This window comes from Phytopseudomonas flavescens (genome assembly GCF_900100535.1).
Lineage (GTDB): Bacteria > Pseudomonadota > Gammaproteobacteria > Pseudomonadales > Pseudomonadaceae > Aquipseudomonas > Aquipseudomonas flavescens.
The window spans coordinates 14,210-26,339 of record NZ_FNDG01000025.1; the positions used below are offsets into that span (position 1 = coordinate 14,210).

The window sequence follows — 12,130 nt, forward strand, 5'->3', positions numbered from 1 at the left end:
ACTGCCGCATGTCGCTGATCGCCAGGTTTCTGCTGGCCGAGAACACGCCGTGGTTCACAACCTCCAGCGAGATCGATTTACCTGGAGCGCGACGGCGATTATCGTCTCAGGGATTTTCGTGCGCATTCGGCATGAGCAGCTCAAGGAACCATCATGTATCTACTCGGTGAACAACCTGCCTACGCCGACCAACTGATCAGCCGATTGCAGAGCATACCCGGCAAGTTACTCGACGAGCTCAGCCCTTGCGGTGCGCCATTGCTGGTGGAACGTAGCGAGAACCTGGCCGCCGAGCTGCCAGGCAACCAGTTGTTCATCATCGACAACGGCCTGCTGCATGCGCTGGTCGATGAGCGTCCGCTGTTCTACCTGCAGGAAGGCGACCTGGTCGGGCTGCGCCAGGGCATAGACCTGCCGACGTGCCGCTACACCAGCGATGAACCGATCACCCTGATCCCTTATTCGCGCAGCGAAGTGTTCAAGCATATCTACGCCAGCGAACCTCGCCAGGAACTGTTCATCCAGTACCTGGTGGGCCATACCGCCCTGCTCTCGGATGCCCTGGCCCGCATCAAGCAACCGGAGGTGCGCCCTGCCACCGGCTTCAAGCATTTCGGCAAAGGCGACTCGCTCATCCATCAGGGTGACGAGGCCGATCACGTGTTCATCATCATCGAAGGGCATGCCGAGGCCTTCGTCGATGGCGTGAAGGTGGGCGACGTGCAGAAAGACGAGATCTTCGGCGCCATGGCCGTGTTCACCCACGAAAGACGCAGCGCCACGGTGGTCGCCAGCGAGGCCTGCACGGTGATGGTGATCCCCAAGGATCAGTTCCTCAACCTGATGGAAAGCAATCCGCGTATCGCCCATAGCCTGGTCGAAAGCATGGCGCGACGCATCGACCTGCTCAACAAGGAAGTCACCAGCCTGCGCCAACCTGGCTGACCCCCACAAACCGTCTTGCCGCCCCGGTCGGGTACCGGGGCCATTCGCTGCAGCATGCCGCACGGGGCTATGGACGCCATGAATGAAAATAATTTCCAAATAGCTGTTGACTATGAAATGAGAATTGCTATTATTTTCATCAGCTGGTCGCGAGATCAGCCGATAACCTAAAGAGACCTTAGGTCGGACTCTTCAGATTATCTCCTCATCAGGCTAATCACGGTTATTGACCCGGCTCTTTGCCGGGTCTTTTTTTGCCTGTCCTTCCGGGAGCCTGCGCCCCAGTCCATCGCAAGCGCCCCTGGCCCCGGCCAGCCCCCTGCTCCTGGCAAATCACTCGCAACGGCCCCTACCCCGCCCGTTGATCTGCATCAGCGCATCTGCTGCCAGCAGCGGCTAGACTGTTCGCACGCTCACTGGGAGTCACCATCATGGATATCCGGATACGTGCGTTGAAAGGCCCTCTTGGCACTCACTGGCAAGTCAGTCTCGGCAAGCATCAGGTCAGCTTTCGCAGCGAAAGCGAGGCGCGCCAGTTCGTGGCGACGCTGGAGGCGAGGGTGCAGGCCCCCCATGCGCTACCTCAAAGGCAACGCCTGGCGGGCTGAAGCCGGTGATCAGCCGTGGGGATGCCCGGCGCGTTTCTCCGCCCAGCGGGTGAAGCGCGAGGCCAACACCGCCAGTACACCGCAGGAGAAGATCACCAGGGCCATCGGTACGGCGCTACCGTCATGCAGCACGCCGACCAGAGAGGCGGCGCTCGCCGCAATGCTGAACTGCAGGCTGCCCATCAGCGCCGATGCGCTTCCCGCATGGCGCCCCTGCCCGGCCATGGCGCAGGCAGAGGTATTCGGCAGCAGAATCCCCAGCGATGCGATGCAGCCGAACAGCGGAACCATCAGCGGCCACAGCGCCCGCGTATGCACCCAGGACAACAGCAGCAACAGCGCGCCACAGCCCAGGTAGAACCAGACGATGCGCCTTGCCCAGTAGGCGGGGCCCTGACGCGATACCAGCCTGGCGTTGACCTGGGCCGCCAGGATGAAGCCGGCGGCGTTGGTTCCGAACAGCCAGCCGTAGTGTTCCGGCGCAACGCCGTAGAGTTCGATGAACACGAAAGGGGATCCGGCGATGTAGGCGAACATGCCGGCAATCGCCAGACCACCGGTCAGGGCATGGCCGACAAAAGGCAGGTCGGCGAACAGCCGTCGGTATTCAAAGAGCGCACCGCGCAATGGAGGCGGTTCGACATGAGGGCTCAGGGTTTCCGGTAACCACCTGAACAACGCGACCAGGCAGGCCGCGCTGAACAGCGTCAGGCAGATGAAGATCGATGGCCAGCCGAACAGGTTGAGCAGCAGCCCGCCCGCCACCGGTGCGAGAATCGGCGCCAGCCCCATGACCAGCATCAGTTGCGAGAACACCTTGGCCGAAGCGATCGGGTCGCATAGATCACGAACCACGGCACGCGACACCACCATACCGGCGCAACCGCCCAGGGCCTGCACGAAACGCGCAGCGATCAACCATTCGAGGCTGGGCGCTGCGGCACAGGCCAGCGACGCCAAGGTGAACAGGGATACCCCGACGAGCAATGGAATACGCCGCCCGAAGCGGTCAGCCAGCGGGCCATAGAGCAGTTGACCGATGGCCAGCCCGGCAAAGTAGGAGGCCAGGGAGAGCTGGACATGCTCGGTGTCGGTATCGAACGCCAGCGCCAGTGCGGGGAAGCTGGGCAGGTAAAAGTCGATGGCCAGCGGGCCGAAGGCACTGAGCGCACCAAGGATCAGTAACAGGCGAAGGGTCATGGGCAAGGTACTCGACGGGTGGCCCGGCCTCTGGACGGGTCAACGGGCGGAGCGCTGGAGGCCCCTGAAAGAATGAATGTCGCCAATTACATACAACTTCGTCTGTAAAACAAACCTCAAGCCGAAAAAAAATTTACACTCGCCTTCCCGAAGCGATTTGATCACTGCCGTATGCGTAGAACCAAAGAACAAGCAGAACAGACCCGCGCCTCCATTCTGAAATCCGCCGAGATACTGTTTCTGGAAAAAGGTGTCGCCCACACCAGCCTGGAGCATGTCGCCAAGCATGCGGGGGTCACGCGCGGTGCGGTCTACTGGCATTTCCAGAACAAGGCCCACCTGTTTCACGACATGCTCAGCCAGGTACGCCTGCCGCCGGAGCAACTGGCCGGGCGCCTGCAGGAAAGCCACTCCGGCGACTCGCTGCAGTCACTGAGGGAGCTGTGCGTGGAGGGCATCGCCAGTATCGCCGTGGACGAGCAGAAACGGCGCATTTTCACAGTGCTGCTGCATCGCTGCGAGTTCACCGAAGAGTTGCGCGAAGCCGAAGAGCGCCATGAAGCCTTCATCAACCAGTTCATCGATCTCTGCGAGGCGATCTTCGCCCAGCCGTCAGTGCGAACCCGGTTGCGCGCGGGCATGACGGCGCGCCTGGCCGCCTGTACCCTGCACGCGATGATGGTCGGCATGCTCAGCGACTGGCTGCGTGACAACAGCCTGTTCGACCCGCACCAGGACGGGCCGGTGATGATCGACGGACTGTTTCACGGTTTGATCCACAACTGGAGCTAGCCATCCCTGGCATCAGGCTGCCGTCGGATCAGGTACGGGCCGCGGGCAACGCCTCGGCCTTGTAGCCTTCGGCGATAATCGCAGCGAGTACCTGATCGACCGGGTGGCTGGTACGTACCCGGACTTCGCCTGCGGGCAGATCCACCTGCACCTGCGCTGCCGCATCGATCGCCAGGACGGCAGCGCTGATCGCCCGCTCGCAATGCGCACATGTCATGCCTTCAACCTTGAATACCTGCATCGTCATCTCCTCTGCCCGACAGGGCACGCGTCTGATTGGTGGCGAGTATCGAGCTTGCCATTGGGGCAAGGTCAAGCCTCGACCTTGTTCAACCCGGCGACCTCGGCCAAGCTTATAAAATTCCACAGCCACCTGGTCTGACCATGTCCCGCCTCCTGCTCTCACTATTTCTCGCCCTGCCCTTGACGGCCCTCGCCGAGGTGCAGCCCTCGCATACCACCCTGGGCGACGGCTACGCCGTGCTGATCGTCTCGCGCGAGCGCCTGGAGGTGGCATCACCGTGCGAATTCGGCATTTACCTGCAGGACCAGTTGGCCGCCCGGCTGTTCCAGGGGCAGTCGGTGTCCTTCAACCTGCCACCCGGCGAGGTATCGGTACGCCTGGGCATGATCGGCGCCGACAGCTGCCAGGCCGGTATCACCCCGCTCGACAGCCAGAGGCTTAGCCTGAGTGCCGGAGAAATCCGCCGTTACCGCATCGCCCTCAGCCCATCGGGCCCCTACCTGACGCCCGCCCCACCAAGCCAGTGAGCGAGACCGGGCAGGCTGACGGATTTGCGGCTTGACCTTACCCTTGGGTCAAGGTTGATCCTATGCTGCCCCCTCAGGATCCGTCGGAGACCATCATGCCCATGTCACCTTCCCTCGATCTGCCGATCAGCGGCATGACCTGCGCCAGCTGCGCCGGCCGGGTCGAGCGTGCCTTGCGGGGCGTGCCGCAGGTCAGCGAGGCCAGCGTCAACCTGGCCAGCGAACGGGCTCGGGTCGACGCGCCTGCCGATCGACTGCCGGCATTGATGGCGGCCGTGCAACAAGCCGGTTATGAGGTGCCCACGCAGACACTCGACCTGGCCATCGCCGGCATGACCTGTGCCAGTTGCGCAGGCCGCGTCGAGCGTGCGCTTAGCAAGCAGCCCGGCGTGCTGTCGGTGAGCGTCAACCTGGCGACCGAGCAAGCCCGTGTACAGGTGGTCGCGGGTGGGGATGTTCGCCCGCTGCTCGCCGCCGTGACGGCGGCGGGCTATTCCGCCAGGCCCGTGGATGCCCCGCACCGTGCAGGAGACGCCGCAGATCGCCGCCTGCAGGCCGAGCGCTGGCGACTGGGGTTGGCGTTGCTGTTGGCCGCCCCGCTGGTTTTGCCGATGCTGCTCGCCCCGTTTGGCCTGCACCTGATGCTGCCGGCCTGGGTGCAGTTCCTGTTGGCCACCCCGGTGCAGTTCGTGCTCGGGGCGCGCTTCTACCGAGCGTCGTGGAGCGCACTGCGCAGCGGTGCGGGCAATATGGATCAGTTGGTCGCCCTGGGCACCAGCGCGGGTTACGGCCTGAGTCTGTATCAATGGGCGATCACCCCGCCAGGACAGATGCCACACCTGTATTTCGAAGCGTCGGCGGTGATCATCGCCCTGATCCTGCTCGGCAAATACCTGGAAAGCCGCGCCAAGCGACAGACCACCAGTGCCATCCGCGCCCTGCAGGCGCTACGCCCCGATGAAGCGGTACGCCTGCACGACGGTGTCGAGCAGCGGGTGGCGGTCGCCGAACTGAGCCTCGGCGACCGGGTACTGGTCAGGCCTGGCGAGCGCTTTCCGGTCGACGGCACCGTACTGGAAGGCGACAGCCACGCCGACGAGGCACTGATCAGCGGTGAAAGCCTGCCGCAAGCCAAATCGGCCGGCGACCCGGTGACCGCTGGAGCGATCAATGGCGAGGGTCGCCTGCTGATCGAGACCACCGCCCTTGGCGCAGAAACCGTATTGTCGCGAATCATCCGCCTGGTCGAGGACGCTCAGGCGGCAAAGGCACCGATCCAGAAACTGGTCGACAGGGTCAGCCGAGTGTTCGTCCCGGTGGTGCTGCTGATCGCGCTGTTGACCCTGGCCGCCTGGCTGAGCCTGGGGGCCGGTTTGGAAACCGCCTTGCTCAATGCCGTGGCCGTGCTGGTGATCGCCTGCCCCTGCGCCCTCGGCCTGGCGACGCCAACGGCAATCATGGCAGGCACCGGCGTGGCGGCCCGGCACGGTATCCTGATCAAGGACGCCGAAGCGCTCGAAGTTGCCCACGGTGTCACGGTAGTGGCGTTCGACAAGACCGGCACCCTGACCTCCGGGACGCCGCGTATCGCTCACCTGCAAGGCATCGAGATCGATACCGAGCAGGCGCTGTGCCTGGCAGGTGCGCTGCAGCAGGGCAGCGAGCATCCACTCGCCAAGGCGGTGCTACAGGCCTGCCAGGAGGCTGATGTCACGCTTGCGCCAGTCACCGCCAGCCGGGCATTGGCCGGGCGTGGCATCGCCGGTGAAGTCGAGGGACGCCCGCTGCAGTTGGGCAATCGGCGCCTGCTGCTGGAAAGCACTGCCCGCGAACCAGCCGAACTGGCCCGCATGGCGCAGGCCTGGGAAGCCGAGGGGCGGACGTTGTCCTGGCTGATCGAGGAAGGCTCGACGCCACGGGTGCTTGCCCTCTTCGCCTTCGGCGATACCTTGAAAGAGGGTGCCCGTGAAGCGGTCGCCGAGCTCGCCAGGCAGCACATCGACAGCCACCTGATAAGTGGCGACAACCAAGGCAGCGCGCAAGCCGTGGCCCACCAGCTCGGCATCGACTCGGTACACGCTCAGGTTCTCCCTGCGGACAAGGCGCGTATCGTCGGTGAGCTGAAAGCCTCTGGCGTCGTGGCCATGGTCGGCGACGGCATCAATGACGCCCCTGCCCTGGCGGCGGCGGACGTCGGTATCGCCATGGGCGGCGGCACCGACGTGGCGATGCAGGCGGCCGGCATCACCCTGATGCGCGGCGATCCGCGGCTGGTGCCCGCCGCTCTGGACATCGCGCGGCGTACCTACGCGAAAATTCGCCAGAACCTGTTCTGGGCCTTCATCTACAACCTGGTGGGCATCCCCCTCGCCGCCTTCGGGCTGCTCGACCCCGTGCTCGCCGGCGCGGCGATGGCACTGTCGAGCGTCAGCGTGGTGAGCAACGCACTGCTGCTGAAAACCTGGCAGCCCACCCCACTGAAGGAGTGACGCGATGAATATCGGTCAGGCGGCCAGGCACACCGGGCTCAGTGCCAAGATGATCCGCTACTACGAAGCCATTGGCCTGCTACCCAGCGCCGGGCGTAGCGAAAGTGGCTATCGCCAGTATGGCGATGACGACCTGCAACGCCTGCGCTTCATCCGCCGGGCCCGTGACCTCGGATTCTCGCTTGCCGAATCGGGCAGGCTGCTGGCGCTGTGGCACGACCGCGAACGGGCCAGTGCCGACGTCAAGGCCCTGGCCGTGGAGCATATCGAGGCGCTCAATGGCAGGATCACCGAACTCGAGGCCCTGCGCGACACGCTGCAGAACCTGGTCGATCACTGCCTGGGCGACCAGCGTCCCGACTGCCCGATTCTCGATGACCTGCAGGCCGGGAACAGGTGCTGCGAACATGCTCAGGCGCCCAGTGACAGCCGTTGCAGGGCCGAACAATCGGCGACGAAATGATCGGTCAGTTCCGGCCAGGGGTTGGCCGGCAGGTTGACCAGCACCGTAGCGCTACCGGCGGCACGGCCACAGGCCAGATCATGGCGGTGGTCGCCGACCATCACCATGTTCTGTGGCGCCACCTGCCAGCGCTCGGCCAGTTGCAGCAGGCCGCCCGGGTCGGGTTTGGGCGGCGCTTCGTCACGGCCGAGGATATCGGCCGCCGCGAAGCAGTCGTCCAGGCCGATGGCCTGCAGGGTCAGCAATGCCAGCTCGCGAGCGTTGCGAGTCAGGATGCCGAGGCGCAGCCCACGTGCGTGCAGGCCGCGCACCAGCACCACGGCCCCTGCCGCAGGCCGCGCGGCGATGGCCAACTCCCGTTCATGTTCGAGCAACCAGGCATGCTTGGCCCGCGATACGTCCGCGGGAAGCGCGGCCAGGTGATGAAGAATGTCGTCCTCGGCCGGGATATCCAGTGCCGCGCGAATGGCGGCGAAATCATGCACCGCAACGGTCAGGGTGCCATCCATATCGAAAACCCAATGGGAATAGCGCTGCAGGCTCATCGCCCCTCCGGCAACCGCAGAATCGAACGCGCAGCATAGCCGCTCAGGGCACGATGATCACCAGCAGGCCGTGCCCCGGGTGGATAGCTGGTGCCGCCCCTTGCACAGGCCAATAGCGGCCCCGGGATCAACGCCAGTCTTCACGCAAGCGGATCAGCCCTTCCTGCGCGACGGAGGCGACCAGTTGGCCCTGGCGGTTGAACACACTGCCACGGGAGAACCCCCGGGCATTGCCAGCCCAGGGACTGTCCATGGCGTAGAGCAGCCAATCGTCCATGCGCAGGTTGCCGTGGAACCAGATGGCGTGATCGAGGCTGGCCACCTGCATGAACGTCTGCCACACCGATACGCCGTGGGGCAGCATCGAGGTGGTCAGCAGATTGAAGTCCGAGGCATAGCCAAGCAAGTACTTGTGGATGGCAGGTGTGTCCGGCAACTCGCCGTCGGCACGGAACCACACGTACTTGACCGGCTCGCTGACCTTGGGGGCGAACGGGTTATCCACGGTCACCGGGCGAATCTCGATGGGCTTGTCGAACAGCACACGCTCGCGCACCCGAGGCGGCAGCGAGTCGGCCACCAGGCTGGCCAGTTCGGTTTCCGAACGCAGCCCTTCCGGGCCCGGCACGTCAGGCATCTGCGCCTGATGATGAAGCCCTTCCTCGAGGTACTGGAACGAGGCACTGCAGGTGAAGATCGCCTTGCCCTTCTGCACCGCCGTTACCCGGCGGGTGCTGAAACTGCCGCCGTCGCGCACGCGGTCGACCTGATACACCACAGGCAGAGCCGCATCGCCCGGGCGCAGGAAGTAGCCATGCAGCGAGTGCACATGACGATCGGCCTCGACCGTCTGGGTGGCCGCCGACACGCACTGGCCCAGTACCTGACCGCCGAAGAGTTGGCGAAAACCGAGATCCTGGCTGACGCCACGGAACAGGTTTTCCTCGATGGCCTCGAGGCTCAGCAGCGCCACCAATTCTTGCAGGACTTGACTCATACGGTTCTCCACGGCCCCTACCCAGGGCAATACTGCGACACGCGCGGGGTGCGCGGAGGGTGAATGGTAATGCCTTTGCCGCCTGTCAGGAATCGTGGGATGGCGACGGAGGCGACAGGCTCAGCCCCGCTTCGGCCATTCGCCGCGCATGATCCGATACAGCAGGTGCGAGCGTAGCGGGTTCCCAGGCGCCAGCGCCGGGTGCTCGAAGTCACCGGACGGCTGCATGCCGAGCGCCTGCATGACCCGCTGCGAGGGCACATTCGTGGTGGTCGTGAAGGCCACCACTTGCGGCAGCTCAAGGCGCTCGAAGGCGCAGTCCAGGGCCGCGCGAGCAGCCTCCTGGGCGTACCCCTGCCCCCAGTGATCCGGCAGCAAGCGCCAGCCGATCTCCACCGCTGGCGTGAAGGCGGCCTCGAAGCCGACATGGGCCAACCCGGTCATGCCAATGAAGCGCCCGTCGTGGCGACGCCGCAGCGCCCAGAAACAAAACCCATGCTGGCTGAAGTGCTGCTGCAAGCGCGCCAGCAATGCCTGGCTCTGCTCAAGGCTCAAGGGCGCCGGAAAATGGCGCATCACCTGCTCGTCAGCGCACAGGGTCGCCAGGTCGGCGAGGTCGTCATCACGCCAGGCGCTCAGGTACAGGCGCGGCGTCTGCAGCTCGATCACATCCATTTCGCTTCTCGTGCATACTGCCCAGGGTTCACCAAACGCCGCCATTGTATGCCCCTGCCGCTGATCTACCATGACGACTACAGCCCGCCCTTTCCGGAAGGTCACCGCTTCCCGATGGAGAAATTCCGCCTGCTGCGCGACCACTTGGTGGACAGCGGCCTGACCCGGGATGCCGATCTGCTGCGCCCGCCAATCTGTCCGGCGGATATCCTCGCCCTCTGCCACTGCCCTGCCTATATCGAGCGTTACCTGAGCGGCGAGTTGAGCCACCAAGACCAGCGCCGTCTCGGGCTGCCGTGGAGCCCGGCGCTGGCACGCCGCACCGTACGGGCAGTGGGCGGCTCGCTGCTGGCGGCCGAGCAGGCGCTGCAGCACGGCCTGGCCTGTCACCTGGCGGGCGGCACCCACCACGCCCACTACGACTACCCGGCCGGTTTCTGCATCTTCAACGACCTGGCCGTGATCGCCCGTTACCTGCTGGAAAGCGGCCAGGCGCAGCGCGTGCTGATCTTCGATTGCGACGTCCACCAGGGCGACGGCACCGCGCGGTTGCTCGAACAGGTGGACAACGCCGTCACGGTGTCGCTGCACTGCGAACAGAACTACCCGGCACGCAAGGCCCGCAGTGACTGGGACATCCCGCTGCCTCGTGGCATGGGCGACCGCGACTACCTGAAAGTCGTCGACGATACCCTCGACTACCTGCTGCCCCTCTATCAGCCGGATATCGTGCTCTATGACGCCGGCGTCGACGTGCACCGCGACGATGCCCTCGGCTACCTGCAACTCAGCGACGCCGGCCTGGCCGCCCGCGACGAAGCCGTGCTGCAGCATTGCCTGGGCCGCGACATTCCAGTGGTCGGCGTGATCGGTGGTGGGTACAGCAAGGATCGCCACGCCCTGGCCCGCCGCCACGGCATTCTCCATCACAGCGCCGCGCGGGTATGGCAGCAACGAGGGCTCGGGTAAACTTCGCCCTTTGCCCTGCCGACGCCGCCATGACCGACCTCCCCACGCCCACCTCCCACTCGGTCGCCGTCATCGGCGGCGGCCCTGCCGGCCTGATGGCCGCCGAAACGCTGGCGCTCGCCGGTGTGCGGGTCGACCTCTACGACGCCATGCCCTCGGTGGGCCGCAAGTTCCTCCTGGCCGGCGTCGGCGGCATGAACATCACCCACTCCGAAGCCTACCCGGCCTTCGTCAGCCGTTACGGCGAGCGCCAAGGGCAGATCGACGAGCTGCTGCAAGGCTTCGACGCCGATGCCCTGCGCGCCTGGATTCATGGCCTGGGTATCGACACCTTCGTCGGCACCTCGGGCCGCGTGTTCCCCACCGACATGAAGGCAGCGCCGCTGCTGCGCGCCTGGCTCAAACGCCTGCGCGAAGCCGGCGTGCACCTGCACACCCGACACCGTTGGCTGGGTTGGAATGCCGACGGCAGCCTGCGCGTGGACACAGCAGCGGGCGAACGCGCGGTCCACGCCGATGCGGTATTGCTGGCCTTGGGCGGCGGCAGTTGGCCGCGGCTCGGTTCCGATGGCAGCTGGGTCGCCCACCTGCAACGGGCCGGCGTGCCCGTTGCACCGCTGCAAGCGAGCAACTGCGGTTTCGACGTGGCCGCCTGGAGCCCGCTGTTGCGGGAGAAATTCGCCGGTGCACCGCTGAAGAACGTCGCCCTGGGGCTGAGCGGTGAAGCGCAGCGCCAGGGTGAGTTCGTGCTCACCGCTACAGGTATCGAGGGCAGCCTGGTGTACGCCCTGTCCGCCGGCATTCGCCAGCGCATCACCCGCGACGGTAACTGCACGGTGCGCCTCGACCTGCTGCCACAGCGCAGCGAAGACGCCTTGAGCAAGGCCCTGAGCAAGCCCCGCGGCTCGCACTCCATGGCCAAGCACCTGCATCGCCAGGCCGGGCTGGACGGCGTCAAGGCCGCGCTGCTGCGCGAGCTGACCCCCGCCGAGCACTATGCCGATCCCCAGCGCCTGGCTGCCTCGATCAAGGCGCTACCCATCGAACTGCGCCAACCGCGCCCCCTGGAGGAGGCGATCAGCACTGCCGGTGGCGTGCCCTTCGAAGCCCTCGACAAGGGGTTGATGCTCACCGCCCTGCCCGGCACGTTCTGCGCGGGGGAAATGCTCGACTGGGAGGCACCCACCGGCGGCTACCTGCTCACCGCCTGCTTCGCCAGTGGTCGCGTGGCCGGCCAGGGCATCGCCCATTGGCTGCAGGCCGGAACCCGATAAACCCACGGATCAGGAGGATCCCCATGCTGACCAGCGTCGAACTCAAGACCTTCATCCCGGCCAGGGACTACCCACTAAGCCAGGCCTTCTACACCGCACTGGGTTTCAAACCCGGCTGGCAGTCGGATGAGATGAGTTACTTCAGCAACGGCGACCACAGCGCCTTCCTGCTGCAGAATTTCTACATCAAGGAGCAGGCGGACAACTTCGTCATGCACCTGCTGGTCGATGACGTCGAAGCCTGGTGGGCCAACGTACAGAAGGAAAACCTCGCCGAACGCTTCGGCGTACGCACCATCGCGCCAGAAGACCAGCCCTGGGGCATCCGCGAGTTCATCATCTTCGACCCGAGCGGCGTGCTGTGGCGGATCGGGCAGAATATCTGAGCGGAAAACAGCACGT

At 65.2% G+C, this 12,130-nt stretch carries 14 protein-coding genes; 9 read left to right on the plus strand and 5 right to left on the minus strand.

The window, feature by feature from the left end:
• Positions 1-153: 153 nt before the first annotated feature.
• Positions 154-945 (plus strand): Crp/Fnr family transcriptional regulator, encoded by a 792-nt coding sequence (locus BLR94_RS23700; protein ID WP_084308490.1) that lies wholly within the window; start codon positions 154-156, stop codon positions 943-945.
• A 431-nt stretch (positions 946-1,376) separates the two neighbouring features.
• Positions 1,377-1,553 carry a hypothetical protein gene (locus BLR94_RS27615; RefSeq protein ID WP_167359803.1) on the plus strand — a complete coding sequence of 59 codons (177 nt, stop codon included), beginning with the start codon at positions 1,377-1,379 and terminating at the stop codon, positions 1,551-1,553.
• A gap of 9 nt (positions 1,554-1,562) precedes the next feature.
• On the opposite strand, the gene BLR94_RS23705 is transcribed toward BLR94_RS27615, so the two are convergent.
• On the minus strand, positions 1,563-2,753 hold the full coding sequence (locus tag BLR94_RS23705; protein ID WP_084308489.1) for a multidrug effflux MFS transporter: 1,191 nt from the start codon (positions 2,751-2,753) through the stop codon (positions 1,563-1,565).
• 171 nt (positions 2,754-2,924) lie between these two features.
• Here BLR94_RS23705 and BLR94_RS23710 point away from each other — a divergent pair, with 171 nt between their 5' ends.
• Positions 2,925-3,545 (plus strand): TetR family transcriptional regulator, encoded by a 621-nt coding sequence (locus BLR94_RS23710; protein ID WP_084308488.1) that lies wholly within the window; start codon positions 2,925-2,927, stop codon positions 3,543-3,545.
• A 28-nt stretch (positions 3,546-3,573) separates the two neighbouring features.
• Here BLR94_RS23710 and BLR94_RS23715 read toward each other — a convergent pair whose 3' ends face one another.
• Entirely contained in the window at positions 3,574-3,786 is a 213-nt protein-coding gene (locus BLR94_RS23715; RefSeq protein WP_084308487.1) for a heavy-metal-associated domain-containing protein, read from the minus strand.
• Positions 3,787-3,929: 143 nt separating this feature from the next.
• Between BLR94_RS23715 and BLR94_RS23720 the strand changes: the two genes are divergently transcribed.
• The 3 genes from BLR94_RS23720 (at position 3,930) to cueR (ending at position 7,268) form a co-directional block, all read left to right on the plus strand.
• Positions 3,930-4,316 carry a hypothetical protein gene (locus tag BLR94_RS23720; RefSeq protein WP_084308486.1) on the plus strand — a complete coding sequence of 129 codons (387 nt, stop codon included), beginning with the start codon at positions 3,930-3,932 and terminating at the stop codon, positions 4,314-4,316.
• 95 nt (positions 4,317-4,411) lie between these two features.
• Positions 4,412-6,805 (plus strand): heavy metal translocating P-type ATPase, encoded by a 2,394-nt coding sequence (locus BLR94_RS23725; RefSeq protein ID WP_084308504.1) that lies wholly within the window; start codon positions 4,412-4,414, stop codon positions 6,803-6,805.
• A 4-nt stretch (positions 6,806-6,809) separates the two neighbouring features.
• Positions 6,810-7,268: a Cu(I)-responsive transcriptional regulator gene (gene cueR / locus BLR94_RS23730; protein WP_084308485.1), complete on the plus strand. Its 459-nt coding sequence runs from the start codon at positions 6,810-6,812 to the stop codon at positions 7,266-7,268.
• Here the strand turns inward: cueR and BLR94_RS23735 are convergent.
• The 3 genes from BLR94_RS23735 to BLR94_RS23745 all read right to left on the minus strand — a co-directional run bounded on the left by BLR94_RS23735 (position 7,217) and on the right by BLR94_RS23745 (position 9,485).
• A complete protein-coding gene (locus BLR94_RS23735) occupies positions 7,217-7,813 on the minus strand; it encodes an HAD family hydrolase (RefSeq protein WP_084308484.1) in 597 nt (198 codons plus the stop codon). The two genes, cueR and BLR94_RS23735, sit on opposite strands and share 52 nt — an antisense overlap.
• A 127-nt stretch (positions 7,814-7,940) precedes the next feature.
• Positions 7,941-8,810 (minus strand): acyl-CoA thioesterase II, encoded by an 870-nt coding sequence (gene tesB, locus BLR94_RS23740; protein WP_084308483.1) that lies wholly within the window; start codon positions 8,808-8,810, stop codon positions 7,941-7,943.
• Positions 8,811-8,930: 120 nt separating this feature from the next.
• Positions 8,931-9,485, minus strand: a complete 555-nt coding sequence (locus tag BLR94_RS23745) for a GNAT family N-acetyltransferase (RefSeq protein ID WP_084308482.1) — start codon at positions 9,483-9,485, stop codon at positions 8,931-8,933.
• A gap of 48 nt (positions 9,486-9,533) precedes the next feature.
• On the opposite strand from BLR94_RS23745, the gene BLR94_RS23750 reads away from it, so the two are divergent.
• The 3 genes from BLR94_RS23750 to BLR94_RS23760 are packed head-to-tail and all read left to right on the plus strand — an operon-like array spanning position 9,534 to position 12,114.
• A complete protein-coding gene (locus tag BLR94_RS23750; protein ID WP_084308481.1) occupies positions 9,534-10,454 on the plus strand; it encodes a histone deacetylase family protein in 921 nt (306 codons plus the stop codon).
• Between the two features lie 29 nt (positions 10,455-10,483).
• Positions 10,484-11,728, plus strand: coding sequence for a TIGR03862 family flavoprotein (locus tag BLR94_RS23755; RefSeq protein WP_084308480.1), 1,245 nt, complete (start codon positions 10,484-10,486; stop codon positions 11,726-11,728).
• Between the two features lie 23 nt (positions 11,729-11,751).
• The gene (locus tag BLR94_RS23760; protein ID WP_084308479.1) at positions 11,752-12,114 is read left to right on the plus strand and encodes a VOC family protein; all 363 of its coding nucleotides are present in this window, start codon (positions 11,752-11,754) and stop codon (positions 12,112-12,114) included.
• Positions 12,115-12,130: the final 16 nt, after the last annotated feature.